We start from the raw sequence: 13892 nt of genomic DNA, 5'->3' as shown, positions 1-13892 counted from the left end.
GTCAGGAACGAATGCTGCGAGAAAAAATTAGGGATGAACCATTGCAGTTTGGGCAAGAAAAGTTATAATGAAGCTTTGATAAGATCAATACAGATGAGAATTTTGCCCTGTTGAAAGGAGGAGAGCTGCGGATGTCTGATGAGACCATCATTCGTTTCGAACAGGTGACGAAGCGTTATGATAATGATCCTCCGGTACTCAAGGCGGTCAGTTTTGAAATTAAGAGAGGCCGCTTCTATACGCTACTTGGGCCGTCGGGCTGCGGCAAGACGACAATTCTGCGGCTGATTGCAGGCTTTATGGAGCCGTCGGAAGGTAAAATTTACTTCAATGGAAAGGTGATTAACCGGGTACCCGCTGAGAAGCGGCAGGTGAACACCGTATTCCAGGACTATGCGCTGTTTCCCCATCTGAATGTGTTTGAAAATGTTGCGTTCGGACTGCGGATCAAGAAGCTGAAAAAGGACCAAATTGCGGAAAAGGTAAAGGAAGCGCTGCGCTTCGTCAATCTTGCCAGCTACGAGAACCGGGAAATTACGGAAATGTCCGGAGGGCAGCGGCAGCGAGTGGCGATTGCGCGCGCCATCGTGAATGAGCCGGAAATTATTTTGCTGGACGAGCCGTTGTCCGCACTCGATCTGAAGCTGCGTACAGAGATGCAGTATGAGCTGCGTGAGCTGCAGCGCCGTCTTGGCATTACCTTTATCTTTGTTACGCATGACCAGGAAGAAGCGCTGGCGATGTCGGATGAGATTTTCGTACTCGATCAGGGGATCATCCAGCAGAGCGGGACGCCGACAGATATTTATGACGAGCCGATCAACCGGTTTGTCGCTGATTTTATCGGGGAATCGAATATCGTTCCCGGACGGATGCTGCGCGACTATCTGGTCGAATTCGCGGGCAAGCCATTTGAATGTGTGGACAAGGGACTGCGTCCCGATGAGGCGGTGGAGATTGTGATCCGTCCCGAGGATCTGGAAATGGTACTGCCTGATCAGGGCAAGCTGCAAATTACAGTCGATTCCCAGCTGTTCCGCGGTGTTCATTATGAAATTATCGGCTATGATGATGCCGGCAACAGATGGCTTGTCCATTCTACGAAGAAGGCGGCTGTCGGCTCGAGAACAGGCCTTGATTTTGACCCCGAGGCCATCCATGTCATGCGGTTTGGCGAATCCGAGGAGGAGTTCGACAGACGGCTGGAGGGCTATAGTGAAGAAGGAGCGGCAAGGGAATGACAAGCAGAGCGCGTAATTTGTATCTGGTCCCTTATTTGCTCTGGATCGCATTGTTCGTCATTGCGCCGATTGCGCTTATTGTATATTATTCCTTATTTGATGTGGAAGGGCAGTTTACGCTGTCCAATTACGTCAAATTTTTTACGCCCGTATATTTAAAAATGACACTCAGCTCGTTCTGGTACGCGTTTCTGATTACGTTCTGGTCGCTGCTGATTGCCTATCCTACGGCGTATCTGATCACCAAGACGAAGCATAAGCAGCTTTGGCTGCTGCTTATTATTTTGCCAAGCTGGATTAACCTGCTGCTTAAGGCGTACGCGTTTATCGGCTTGTTCGGCACCTACGGCTTCGCCAACGGGCTGCTGGAGCTGATCGGCATCGGGACGCAGCAGATCTTGTTTACGGATTTCAGCTTTATCTTCGTTTCGGTATACATCTTTATTCCGTTCATGGTGCTGCCGATCTTTAATGCGCTGGAGGAGCTGCCGCCTTCGCTTATTTATGCCTCCCGCGACTTGGGGGCATCTGCGTGGACAACCTTCCGCCGGGTCATTTTCCCGCTTACGCTAAGCGGCGTGAAGGCAGGCTGCCAGGCAGTCTTCATCCCGGCGCTCTCGCTGTTTATGATTACGCGCCTGATCGCAGGCAACAGGGTCATTACCCTCGGAACGGCCATTGAGCAGCATTTCCTCGTGACGCAGGACTGGGGCATGGGGGCAACCATTGCGGTATTCCTCGTTCTGGTGATGGCGCTGATTATGATTGTGACCGGCGGGCGCAAGGCAAGGGGGACAAAATGAGACGGGGCATTAAGTGGTCAAACCTTTATCTGGCAGCTGTGTTTTTGATTTTGTACGCGCCGATCTTCTATCTGACGTTCTATTCCTTCAACAGCGGCGGCTCGATGAGGGAATTCGAGAGCTTCACATTGGAATGGTACGGCGAGGTGTTCTCAGACACCCGATTGCTCATTATTGTACTAAATACACTTGTAATTGCGCTGCTGTCATCGCTGATTTCTACCATCCTGGGCGTGATCGGCGCACTGGCCATCCGGCAGGTCAGACGGCTGCGGTCCAAGCATACGCTGTTGTCGCTGAACAATGTGCTTATCGTCAGCCCGGACGTCATTATCGGGGCGTCCTTCCTGATCCTGTTCACGATGGTTGGCTTGAAGCTTGGATTCAGCTCCGTGCTGATCTCGCACATTGCATTTAGCGTGCCGATTGTGGTGCTGATGGTACTGCCCAAGCTGGAAGAAATGAGTCCAACGCTGATTGATGCGGCCCGCGATCTTGGCGCAAGCCGCTGGGAGGTACTGACGAAGGTGACATTGCCATTTATCAAGCCGGGCATCTTCGCCGGATTCTTCATGGCGTTAACCTATTCACTCGATGATTTTGCAGTGACGTTCTTTGTAACGGGCAACGGCTTCTCTACGCTGTCGGTAGAGATTTATTCAAGAGCGCGGCACGGCGTATCACTGTCCATCAACGCGCTGTCTACCCTGCTATTCCTGTTCACGGCGCTGCTCGTCGTGGGCTACTATTTCATTAACCGGAGAACGAACGGCAAGCCTTCACCTGCGGAGGTGGGACCATGAAACAGCTCGTACGTATGACGGCAGCCGTTATCATTTTAACAGCCGCGCTGCTGTATTTGACCAATTGGCTCAATACATCGCAGGGCTACCGGGGGAACAATACACTGACGATCTACAACTGGGGGGATTATATCGACCCCGCGCTGATTGCGCGCTTTGAGAAGGAATCAGGTATTAAGGTCATCTACCAGACCTTCGACTCCAATGAAGCGATGATGACGAAGATTGCCCAAGGCGGGACTTCCTTTGACGTCAGCATTCCTTCGGAGTATGCTATCAGCAAGATGAAGCAGGAAGGACTGCTGCTGCCGATCGACCATTCCAAGATTCCGAATCTGAAATACGTGGACAAGCGTTTCATGGATCTTTCCTTTGATCAGGGCAATCAATACTCGATCCCGTATTTCTGGGGGACGGTAGGGATTGTATACAACCCGGAGCTGCTTGGCGGCCGGGAGATTCACAAATGGACCGATTTGTGGGATGAGAGCCTGCGCAACCAGATTCTGCTCGTAGACGGGGCTCGTGAGGTGATCGGCATGAGCTTGAATTCTCTGGGCTACTCGCTGAATGATACGGATGAAGGGCATTTGCAGGAAGCGCTCCGCAAGCTGAATCAGCTCACACCTAACGTGAAAGCGATCGTCGGGGATGAGATCAAGATGCTGCTGGCCGGAGAAGAAGCGGCAATCGGCGTTGTATGGTCCGGCGACGCCTCTGAAATTATGAGTGAAAATGATAAGCTGGATTATGTGGTGCCGGAGGAAGGGACCAATCTGTGGTTCGACAATATGGTCATTCCTAAATCAGCGACCAATATCGAAGGCGCCCACAAGTTCATCAATTTCATGCTGGACCCGGAGGTCAACGCCCAGAATACTGAATATGTCGGCTACTCCACGCCGAATGCGCAGGCGCTGGAACTGCTTCCTGAGGATATTTCCGGCGATGAGCGGTTCTATCCGGACCCGGAAAAGACCTCCAGGCTTGAAGTGTATGAAAATCTTGGCCCAAGAATGCTGTCTCATTATAATGAGCTGTTCCTGGAGTTCAAGATGCACCGCAAATAGGTTTGGTAACGTTAGGCGACCGCCAGAGGGCTTGAGGTTCTTGATCTGAAAGAGAACAGGTAAACTATGCATAGATAGTAGATCAAGTTTCCATGTTTCAGAAATTTTTATTAGCGGTGGCTCCATAACTTCGCATATAAGAAGAAACGGCTGACGCCGTCCTTGGCGCGAGGCAAGTTTCTTCCCCTGAAATTTTATAGAATTTGCCGACTGAAACTTATAAATTCTATAAAATCAAAAAAAGCCCGCGAGATACGCGGGCTTTGGATTAATTATTCCTCTTCGGCAGCCACCGGATTTTCCTCAACCCGGAAGGATCGATGAGCTAGGAGAGGTTACAATGCTGTTGTTTTCAGCCTGTTCGGTTGTTTGCAAATTCAGCTGTCGTTATTTTTTGACAACCGCCACCCATAGCTCATTTTTATTTTCTTCAGGGGGCAAATAACACTCAATAGCAGGCAGATAAGCAAGGTCATAGCCAGAGGTTGGGACCCACTCTGTATACAGGCGTTTCCATATCTCCCCGATACCTTCTGGCCCGCCTTCCGCCTCGAACACAGCCCAAGTTGCTAATGGGAAGTCTCTTTTTATCATCCGTTCTGGCGGTACTTTTTCCGATACAATGGACATGATGTAATGAAACTCTTCATTTTTACCGAAGTCACCATCGGCGCATACTCCAAGTATCCCCCTCATTTGATGATCAGCTGTCCGTATTTTCCACAACCTTTCGAAGAGTCCTTCTTTCGCGGCATTAGCCCACAAGTTAGGAATGATATTGAAGGCATTGTTTGTATTGACGCGTTCTTGTAGTCCCACGATGGAAAATCCTTTTAATTCCTCGATTCTGTAATTCATTTCCGCAACCCCTTTAATAGAAATTTGGAAGGAGATTCGTGGATAAGCTTTGAGTTTTGTTCCAATGTTACGCGCTGCAGTTGGAGTAGTACCGTGCAAGTTTTGGAACGCGCGAGTGAATGCTTCCGGTGACTCATACCCATACTTGAGTGCAAGATCAATGACTTTAATAGGGCTGTTTTGGAGTTCAAAAGCCGCTAACGTTAGCCGTCTGCGTCTCACATATTCCGATAATGAAACATCCGCAATAAATGAGAACATACGCTGAAAATGGTACACTGAGCAACAAGCGATTTTCGAAGCCACCTCGTAATCCATATCTCCTGTGATATGATCTTCGATATAACTGATTGCTTTATTCATTTTTTCAACCCAATCCATTCACGATCATCCTCTCCAAATTGAATATATATCAATGAGAAACTCGTATCCGTGCATTAGGTGCACAAAAATGCAAGGTCAGTCGTATTCACCAAATGAAGGGCCGAGTGAATACTATTGCATGCATAAAATTACGCAGTTATAATAAAACTAAAGAAGGAGCCGTGCGTCAACACGACTCCTCCCTAGCATAGTAGCCGCTTCAAAGGCGGTCGGCTTGGGAAACGAAATCTAAGTCATAGAAATAGACCGCATTCCTTGCTACGGGGGCGGTCTATTTCCGTTGTGTAGACAGTATCGCAACGATCAGCAAACCGAAAGTTAGCATGATCATAAGTGCTTCGTACACTGTCACGGGCATCCCTCCCTTCTGCGAGAGGTAGCCGACCGCCCTTGCAAGCCGTTCTATATGCTTGTCCAATTATAGCATTCTCCCTGATAGACGAACTGACAAAAATCAAGTGATTAAGTCTCACGGTGGATGGATCGGCAACAAGACTGCCGACCGTTAAACTACGGACTAACCCGACAGTTCAATTGTGGTTGGCTCCGGGGTTCCTGCAACTGCCTTCCCCGACTTCTTGTTTGCAAGCTGCTGTTGACAGAAAAGCCCAAAGAGGGCCGCAACAGCCTGCTCACCGGCAACCTGTCACAGCCCAACCCGCGTCCGATGCAGTATCTCGGCTCTTATTCTTCTCCCGTCGCCACCGGATTCTCACTGTAAGAAATCCAATCGCTCCAGCTTCCCGCATACAACTTCACATTATAAAACCCTGCCTGCTGCAGCGCCAGCACATTCGGACATGCCGTTACGCCTGAGCCGCAGTAGACGATGATCTCTTCCGCCTCTTCCAAATCGGCGAAGCGCTCCTTCTGCGCTTCGGGGCTTTTGAACAGGCCTTGCTCATCAAGTCCGTCCTTCCAAAAACGATTGATTGCGCCCGGGATATGTCCAGCCACCGGATCGATCGGCTCCACCTCGCCGCGATAGCGCGGCGCCTCGCGCGAATCGACCAGCGCAACGCCAGGCTGTCTGAGTTTTGCCTGCACATCGTAAACTTCAGCCAGCATCCCATGCTGCACAACTGCGTAGAAGGATGCCGGAACAACGATCCGCTGCTCGGCCGTTACCGGGAAACCGGCTTCCTGCCATGCCGGAAACCCGCCATCCATCACGTATACTTGCTCGTGTCCTAGATAGCGCATCAGCCACCACAGCCGCGATGCCATCGCGCCCCCTTGGCTGTCGTATGCTATGACGCGGCTTTCGTTGCTAATGCCGGCTTGCGACAATCGGTGTGCCAGCGTTGCCGGGTCCGGCAGCGGATGACGTCCGCCATGCTCATCGAGGGCTCCGGACAGATCCCGCTCCAAATCCAAATAGACTGCGCCGGGAATATGAGATGCTTCATAGGCTTCCCGTCCCGCATCAGGCTGTCCCAGCAGAAATCGGCAGTCGACGATAACGATATCCGGCTCATACATACGTGCTAAGGTCCATTTTATCGATACGATTGCTTCCATTTTCGTTTAACCCCTCCCAAACTTGATCGCTATGTACATTATACCTGTTTCCTGATTGCCAAGTATAGCAGCATCGCTGGCCCGCCCCAAATCGCTGGATACCGTTATGCGGGAGCTCTGCGAGCCGGCGAGATAGTTATATTTCAAAAGGAGGCCGCCGCTTGCACCTTCAAGCGATAGCCCCCTTTCCCAGCTTGCCTTATTTAATTTCCAGCAGTTCATACTTGATTACACCGACCGGCGCGCTGACTTCAATAATATTACCGACTTTTTTGCCTGTCAGCTCCCGGCCAAGCGGGCTTTCATACGAAATTTTATTGTTGGAGACGTCCGCTTCCGCCGGGCCGACCAGCTGATACTCAATCTTTTCGTCAAACTCGATGTCATGCAGTACGACAACAGAACCTACACTAACTTCGTCAGGGTTCGCATTCTCAACGACACGCGCAGTGCGGATCATTCGCTCCAATGTCAAAATCCGGGTCTCCATAAATGCCTGATCGTCTTTAGCAGAGTGATATTCGCTATTTTCCTTCAGATCGCCGTAGCTGATCGCCACCTTAAGCCGTTCTGCCAGCTCCTTGCGCTTCGGCCCCTTCAGCTCCGCTAGCTCTTCCTCCAGTTTTGCCAAGCCTTCAGCGGTCAAAATCGTCTCTTTTCCCATCATTCTGCTCCTTCACATGGTCTTCTTCTTATTCTACCTCATTTTGCACATGAAATCCTAATGAAGAGGCAAGCTCCCGCCGTGAAACGAAAAAAACCGCGTAATCGCGGCTTTTTGTTACAGGGCAGACTAGCTGGTACTACATTCTTGGCACCTGAGCCATAATTCCTTGCTGCTGCAGCGCTGCTTCCGCTTCTGCATTTGCTGGCCGGTAGCCCTTCTCCATCAGCTCTCTTATGTACATCTTGTTGTAAATAAAGGAAAAAATAATACCCGGAATCCATGCCCCTAAACCGAGAGTGAAAATGGCAAAAACGGTTGAAGCGATGAACATAATGACGGCCCACTTTAAATCGCCCCGAAAGAGCGCCGGAAAAAATCCGAAGAATAAGGTTGTCCAGCTAAAGCCGACTTTGACATCCTTTATGGCCCCCATAGTACTTACCAATTGTACATGCATCCAAATGACCTCCATATTTTAACATCTTCACACATTCGACATAATTATAGCTACATTTGCTAATCTTGTCGATAATTTGTCACGCTTTTTTAATGTTTTTTTAGCTGTGCCGTTTTTTCCAGTTCAATGCTATAATCGAAATAGACGAAGAACGTCCTTTTATGCCATTAGGCAGGGGCGTTCTTTTTTTATTTATTTGGGAGGGATTTGGATGGATTTCGAGGCGTCTCATCAGCAATTTTTGCAGCGTCATCTGGAGCATCGTTCAGGTGAAAGAAAAGGCCGGCTCAAGCGCGGCCATAACCATGCCGAGAAGCTCCTGCTCCAGCACGTATGGTGGCCCGTATTCGGAAATTTGGATGATTTGCACCCGGAGTACGAAATTTTGGACTGGAACCGCAAATCGCAATATCTGGACTTTGCTTACCTTCCGCCTTATGGGCGTTTTGGCATCGAGTGCGACGGCTTTCAAAGCCATATCAAGGATATGGACCGCGAAAGATTCAGTTACGCCTTGAACCGGGAAAACTTTTTGACGGCTATGGGCTGGACGATGATTCATTTTTCATACGACGATGTGCTGTATCGGCCGGAAATATGCCAAATGCTACTGCAGATGATCATCAGTCCGTATCTTGTGCGCAACACAGCCTCGCCCGTCCTTTCTCCTCATGAGAAGGATTTGCTACGCTTTGTCTGGAGCAAGGGAAAACCCCTTCGCACGAGAGATGTTATTAACCACTACAGGGTAAACTTCCGCACTGCCCAAAAGTGGCTGCAGCAGCTAGTCGGCAAAGGGCTATTGCGCCCAATCACCAAAAACCAGTACATCTGCCACTACGAATTGGCGGAAAACTTCGCAGAAAGGTGGCTCTAATCCGATCAGTTCCCTTTTACGACGCAGAATGATGTACGTTGTGCAACATTTTCAGATTGTTATATCGATTTTCAGTGAATTGTTGTACGAAATACAACAAATTGCATGGTGTAGAGGTGGAAGGAGGCCAGATTGTTGCATAACCTGCAACAATCTGGCCTCTTTCGTTTTTCTACTGGAGAGATGTTGCACAACGTACACAATTTTCGCCCACTTCATCCACTCCACCCTAGGCGCCAGTCCGCTGAGCGATTGGGACAAATATCTTGCCATCTATCAAGTGGCGTATGACCCCGACACCGCTACCATCCTGCAAAAGGAAAAGATGCTCCAATGCTGCTAATGGAGCCCTCTCCATCATGCAACATCTGAGCGCCATAACTCTCCTCGCGCGAGCTGCCCGGGTCATTCATGCGATATACCGTGGATATTCCAGTAGCCGCCATCCGGTGGCGTATCCGTAACCGGAAATGACGTCCCTGCGACCACCCGTCCTTCCGCAAGATGCACGTATACCTCAGTCTTTCCTTTTGCCTTCACACTTCCCGACTGGTAGTTATCCAAAGGGTGATTGCTCACAATAAACTTTTCTACTTCCACTGTTTTGCCATAGGCTTTCTCGGGATCATTACCGGGGAGACTCCAATACATCGCGTGAGGTAGCTGGCCGACCAAATCCTTCGTAAGCTTGTACGTAGAAACCTTCCCCTCATAAGAAAGCACCTTGTATCCTGCCTGCTCAATATATTGCTTGGCTACCACAGCTTGGTCAGAAAGCTGCTCTGATCCTCCTGAGGCCTGACAGCCAACCAGTAAAAGAACGAACACTGCAAAAATGCCAATCATCTTTCCGCTCATTCATACCCCCTCCTTCTTTCAAATAACAAAACGGGGGCAGCGTGTATAAAGTTGCAGCCACAAGACGTCCACCCTGCTAGCAGCGTCGTCTCCCGGCTGCGTAAATCCTTACATATCCCGAGTCACATCTGCAGACCTATCATCACGAGCTATTCCAATATATGTTGCAGGGGCAGGCAGTAGTCGTATCTTTGCAAAATCCCAGTCAAGAACATGATATAATGACATGTACATAATAGAAGGGAAGGGATCCGCTGTGGAGTTCACACTGGATAAAATCGAGACCAAAGTTGAATTTTTCGAAGCATACAGTCTAAAAGCGCTGGAGGAGCAAATCGACCGGCAAATTCAAAATAACAAAGCACTGCTGCTTGATGTTCATGCCATACAGCATCAAAGCATGTTCGATCCTCAGCGCGAAAAAATGCTTTACACGGCTGTCGTTCATTTTAAGTTAAAATAGCTTCAAAAAAGAGGCTGCACCAGCAGCCTCTCCTCTTTATTTGCAAAAAACGTCCCCAATCCGGTTCATGCCGCCCCGACAAATCCCGTATCAGGATCAACCAGTTCGTTCTTATTCCATGTGCCCACTGGAGGTCCACCTGATCCCAAAAATATCCGAAACAGCCGTGCCTCAAGAATGCCGTTGGCGCATTGGTGGGTGTGTTTTTGTAGTCGAGCAGGTCTTTTTTCCATGACAAGCCACCCAACCGCTTATTTTTCCATATCACTCCTTGTTGGGCCAAAACCAGCAAAACCTTAATAAAACACAGGCCGCTACCGATACAATAATAGAAATATTATGGAAATGAATAGGAGTGTACGACATTTTGAAGAAACAATGGATCGCACTAATCGCAGTTTGTATGGTCTTTGCTGCATTTCTCAGCGCATGCGGCGAATCATCGAACAAGGACAAAGGTACAGACACGACAAGCAGTTCAACAGCCGAAATAAACAAATACAATGCCTATATCGACTTTGAAAATCATCTCGCAGGATGGCTGCAAGCCAATGTCAATGCCTATGCCAACATGTTCGGCTTGGAAGAAGAGATGACGTTCAAAAAAGATTTTGATAAAGCAAAATTTAAAGGTGCACCAACTTCCCCTATTGTTAAAGGATTCTTCGATCAATTAGACAAGCTGGAAAGCTATGCTTCAAGCGAGCCTTCCTTTGGCGCGGCTGACGAAACGATGAAGACGCTCGCCTCCAAAGTAAGAGATTTCTATAATACGATGAATGAAATGGACACCTACTACCGTGCCAAAAGCTATGCAGAAGATGACTTCGCCAAAGGAAAGGAGCTGCACAAAAACTTCTCTGCCCAGTACAACGCGTATATAGGCGCAACAATCACCTTATTCAAGGATATGAGGGAAATTACGGAGAAAAAGGAACAAGAGGGACTGCAGGAGCTAAAAGACAACGACTACCTGCTTCGCTATTATGCCAAGAGCATTGTGATGAAAGCCAAAGGCATTCAGCAAGACTTCATTGCTGCAGCAATCGACGACAGCAATTTAGGCGAATACGATGCGGTGAAATATAAAGCAAGCTACGAAGCCTTGACTGAGGACATTACCAGCTTCCTGGATTGTGCGAAAGATAAAGAGCGGAAGAAAAAGGAGGGCATCATGGACTTCTGGATGTTCGATCAAATGCTGCCGCGCCTCAAAACGAGCGCTACCGACATTTTGCAGTTCCTGGAGAAATCCCCGGGCGGCACGCAGAAGAATGCCGGCACTCCGTACGGCCTTATTGCACAATTCGAAAGCAGACTTGGCGAAGTCATTAACAGCTATAATAATATGATCAAATAGTAGCTGCACAGTGCCATCAACTACCTTGCCCTGTACAGCAAAAGCAAGCTGTTAATAGACGAAGGCAAAGCGGAGGTAAGGAACAGCTTTTTCCCGGAATTGAGCTCAATGGACGCCAAAGCTGCTGCCACCGACATCCTTACGAGAGTGACGGCGGAGGGTGAACAGAGCGATACGGAGATTTTCGGCTTAGAAAAAAAATTCGTCTTAAATGTTAAACAAGCCAATTTGTAGTACTGGATTGCCTTCGATCAGGAGGGGTAGTTTTGATCGCCCGGCTGCTGCTACTGGCATCCGGACGATCCTTTAGAAACAATAATTATTCCATCCACGCCCTCGGACCGATCGTATGAAACAAATCCTTGTTATGCGAATCCAGCGCCTCCTGAATGCGCCGATAAGTAAAATCGCTCATCGGTCTCGGAAGGTCATCAAGCGAGAAGTAGCCGCATTCCAGTATTTCAGCTGAAGCAGGCTGCGGCTGCTGTTCAGTTGTCATTCTACATAAAAATACAAAATGATGCATGTCATATTGGGGCTCATAATAGACGCCAGTTAACTTCTCAATCTGAATCGTCAGTCCCGTCTCCTCAAATACTTCTCTCTGCGCTGTTTCTTCTGCCGACTCACCCGGCTCCGACTTCCCTCCGGGTATTTCCCAGTTGCACTTGCCATAGCTATGCTTGACCAAAAGTATCTTTCCTGCGGAATCGATGATAATTGCCGCGGCTCCTATTAATTTGTTGGACACTCTAATCACCTCATTGACCTTATTCGGCAAATGTAAGTAATTACCTGCCATTACTGGAACATAGGGTGGAATGAGGGTCCGCCGCCCTGCTGTTTTGGCACGTTTGCTCACAGATAACGGATCTACGGTGTGGCAAAAGGGTATTGTTGCACTGCGAAATGCAACAATCTGCTACTCCAAGGGGCTTAGACGGCGATGATTATTGCAGAATGTACATCATTTTCGGCCAATACAGCTGCATTCGGGTTCAAATTGTGCGTTCCGTGCAACATTTCTCCTACATGCACAATAAAAGACCGGCCAAGGTTTCCCTTGGCACAGCCTTCTCGCCTATACAATCCGGTTCCCGCATAAAACAGCAAATATTCTGTGACATGGCTAAATCATTCATGAAGTAAAGCACTTACAGAGTGTAATATTAACCTCCTTTATCATCTGCCCGAAAGGCAACAATGCTGCGAATTCGTTTGTTATCCTGCCATAATGACACAAGCAAAACTAAACATAAAAGGATGATCTCCAGTAAAAGAGGTCATCCCTTTACGCTTCGTATCAGCTTTGGCTGTGATTCCCCTTTCTCAATTACAAGATGCACTCCCTCCCGCCACCTGTGCGGCTAATAAGAGCTGTTCTGCTTTCCAATGCAATTCCCACACGTTGCAGGTCTGATTGGCCAATATAATACTGGTTGCATTTAGTGAAGGATAGTAGGCGAGCATTGCTGCTACCCCAGGATTCGAGCCCTCTTTGGACATGCGGATAAGGCTGCCTTCATGATTGAAAACAAAGTGGAAGCCATATCCGTTGACGATTTTCCCCCATTCAAATTTCTGTTCAATAGCTGCTTGCGGCTTCATAATTTCTCGCGTCATCTCACTGGATAACAGCTTGCCATGGGTCAGGGCGCGCATAAATAAATCAAGGTCGCCCACTGTGGCAAATGCTCCTCCATCGGAAGTGCCGATTGGAGGAAAGGAGTAAATATTTTTTCGCCATACAACTTCATTGTTCTCCTTATTGACAGCGGCGTATCCTTCTGCGACCGGAGCATCGGCCTCATCTTTTGAGCTGAATGACGTGTTCTTCATCCCGCAAGCGCTAAATATGTTTTGCCGGACATAATCCCGATAACTTATACTGGTTGTCTTTTCGATTGCAAGTCCCAGCAGTACAAATGCGCAATTATTATAACTGACGCTTGTTCCCGCCTTGAATTTCGGTTCCTTGTATGCAAATTGCGGAATAAAATCGATACAATTTCTGATGGAATAATTGGGCTTGCTTATAAATAAATCTTCATAGCTTTCTCCTTCTTCTTCATCGGCATCATCTGCAATTCCCGAAGTATGCGTTAGTAGATGGGCTATTGTAACGTCAGCAGGTATTTTCGTGCCAGTCAGATCGATGATATCCGTTATCCGGTCGTCTAATTTGATCATTCCCCGATCCACGAGCTGCAGGACAGCTACTGCTGTAAAAAGTTTCGTGACAGAAGCGGTATCGAACAACGTGTCAAGCCGATTAGGCACTTTGAATCCTCTATGAGCCAAACCATATGCACCGGAAAATACATTGTTTTCACCTTGTTTAACAAGGCCGGCACCGGAAAAATGGTGTTCCTCATAGTAATGATCGAATAGTGCTGTTAGCTCCTTTTCAAGCTTCATTTCCATTCTCGCAGCCTCCCCTTCTATCACCCTTATATCGCATTACTTTATTTTACCATTTGCTTACCAGTTGTTTTGATAATATTCGACTATAATCGTTTTTGATCAAAGC

Annotated in this window: 16 protein-coding genes; 7 read left to right on the top strand and 9 right to left on the bottom strand. The window is 48.3% G+C overall.

From position 1 onward, the window contains the following. Positions 1–131 precede the first annotated feature (131 nt). From ACFQ0N_RS14050 to ACFQ0N_RS14035, 4 genes are read left to right on the top strand one after another with little or no spacing between them, the layout of a single operon-like run. Complete coding sequence (locus ACFQ0N_RS14050) at positions 132–1241, top strand: ABC transporter ATP-binding protein (protein ID WP_379327041.1); 1110 nt, start codon at positions 132–134, stop codon at positions 1239–1241. Continuing rightward, positions 1238–2044, top strand: coding sequence for an ABC transporter permease (locus tag ACFQ0N_RS14045; protein ID WP_379327039.1), 807 nt, complete (start codon positions 1238–1240; stop codon positions 2042–2044). The genes ACFQ0N_RS14050 and ACFQ0N_RS14045 overlap by 4 nt, the downstream gene beginning before the upstream one ends. After that, entirely contained in the window at positions 2041–2847 is an 807-nt protein-coding gene (locus ACFQ0N_RS14040) for an ABC transporter permease (protein WP_379327037.1), read from the top strand. The genes ACFQ0N_RS14045 and ACFQ0N_RS14040 overlap by 4 nt, the downstream gene beginning before the upstream one ends. Further along, positions 2844–3917, top strand: coding sequence for an ABC transporter substrate-binding protein (locus ACFQ0N_RS14035; protein WP_379327035.1), 1074 nt, complete (start codon positions 2844–2846; stop codon positions 3915–3917). The genes ACFQ0N_RS14040 and ACFQ0N_RS14035 overlap by 4 nt, the downstream gene beginning before the upstream one ends. 387 nt (positions 3918–4304) lie before the next feature. Here ACFQ0N_RS14035 and ACFQ0N_RS14030 read toward each other — a convergent pair whose 3' ends face one another. The 5 genes from ACFQ0N_RS14030 to ACFQ0N_RS14010 all read right to left on the bottom strand — a co-directional run bounded on the left by ACFQ0N_RS14030 (position 4305) and on the right by ACFQ0N_RS14010 (position 7804). Beyond that, positions 4305–5156, bottom strand: coding sequence for an AraC family transcriptional regulator (locus ACFQ0N_RS14030; protein WP_379327033.1), 852 nt, complete (start codon positions 5154–5156; stop codon positions 4305–4307). 274 nt (positions 5157–5430) lie between these two features. Continuing rightward, positions 5431–5577 carry a putative holin-like toxin gene (locus ACFQ0N_RS14025; RefSeq protein WP_379327031.1) on the bottom strand — a complete coding sequence of 49 codons (147 nt, stop codon included), beginning with the start codon at positions 5575–5577 and terminating at the stop codon, positions 5431–5433. Positions 5578–5843: 266 nt separating this feature from the next. After that, positions 5844–6680, bottom strand: coding sequence for a sulfurtransferase (locus ACFQ0N_RS14020; protein WP_379327029.1), 837 nt, complete (start codon positions 6678–6680; stop codon positions 5844–5846). Positions 6681–6879: 199 nt separating this feature from the next. Further along, entirely contained in the window at positions 6880–7347 is a 468-nt protein-coding gene (gene greA / locus ACFQ0N_RS14015) for a transcription elongation factor GreA (protein WP_379327027.1), read from the bottom strand. Between the two features lie 136 nt (positions 7348–7483). After that, positions 7484–7804, bottom strand: coding sequence for a DUF2628 domain-containing protein (locus ACFQ0N_RS14010; RefSeq protein ID WP_379327025.1), 321 nt, complete (start codon positions 7802–7804; stop codon positions 7484–7486). 211 nt (positions 7805–8015) lie between these two features. On the opposite strand from ACFQ0N_RS14010, the gene ACFQ0N_RS14005 reads away from it, so the two are divergent. Further along, the gene (locus tag ACFQ0N_RS14005) at positions 8016–8681 is read left to right on the top strand and encodes a hypothetical protein (protein ID WP_379327023.1); all 666 of its coding nucleotides are present in this window, start codon (positions 8016–8018) and stop codon (positions 8679–8681) included. A 405-nt stretch (positions 8682–9086) separates the two neighbouring features. On the opposite strand, the gene ACFQ0N_RS14000 is transcribed toward ACFQ0N_RS14005, so the two are convergent. Beyond that, on the bottom strand, positions 9087–9539 hold the full coding sequence (locus ACFQ0N_RS14000; RefSeq protein WP_379327021.1) for a hypothetical protein: 453 nt from the start codon (positions 9537–9539) through the stop codon (positions 9087–9089). A 256-nt stretch (positions 9540–9795) separates the two neighbouring features. On the opposite strand from ACFQ0N_RS14000, the gene ACFQ0N_RS13995 reads away from it, so the two are divergent. Then, positions 9796–10002, top strand: a complete 207-nt coding sequence (locus tag ACFQ0N_RS13995; RefSeq protein WP_379327019.1) for a DUF2536 family protein — start codon at positions 9796–9798, stop codon at positions 10000–10002. A 65-nt stretch (positions 10003–10067) separates the two neighbouring features. On the opposite strand, the gene ACFQ0N_RS13990 is transcribed toward ACFQ0N_RS13995, so the two are convergent. Continuing rightward, a complete protein-coding gene (locus ACFQ0N_RS13990) occupies positions 10068–10235 on the bottom strand; it encodes a hypothetical protein (protein ID WP_379327017.1) in 168 nt (55 codons plus the stop codon). Between the two features lie 134 nt (positions 10236–10369). On the opposite strand from ACFQ0N_RS13990, the gene ACFQ0N_RS13985 reads away from it, so the two are divergent. Then, the gene (locus ACFQ0N_RS13985) at positions 10370–11362 is read left to right on the top strand and encodes a DUF3829 domain-containing protein (protein ID WP_379327015.1); all 993 of its coding nucleotides are present in this window, start codon (positions 10370–10372) and stop codon (positions 11360–11362) included. A 319-nt stretch (positions 11363–11681) separates the two neighbouring features. On the opposite strand, the gene ACFQ0N_RS13980 is transcribed toward ACFQ0N_RS13985, so the two are convergent. Further along, entirely contained in the window at positions 11682–12113 is a 432-nt protein-coding gene (locus ACFQ0N_RS13980) for an NUDIX domain-containing protein (protein WP_379327013.1), read from the bottom strand. Positions 12114–12691: 578 nt separating this feature from the next. Beyond that, complete coding sequence (locus ACFQ0N_RS13975; protein WP_379327011.1) at positions 12692–13786, bottom strand: serine hydrolase domain-containing protein; 1095 nt, start codon at positions 13784–13786, stop codon at positions 12692–12694. Positions 13787–13892: the final 106 nt, after the last annotated feature.

Origin of the sequence: Paenibacillus sp. GCM10027626 (assembly GCF_042676285.1) — a bacterium.
Lineage (GTDB): Bacteria > Bacillota > Bacilli > Paenibacillales > Paenibacillaceae > Paenibacillus_Z.
The sequence above is the reverse complement of the archived record's forward strand: the minus strand, read 5'-3'. Positions and strand labels throughout refer to the sequence as shown.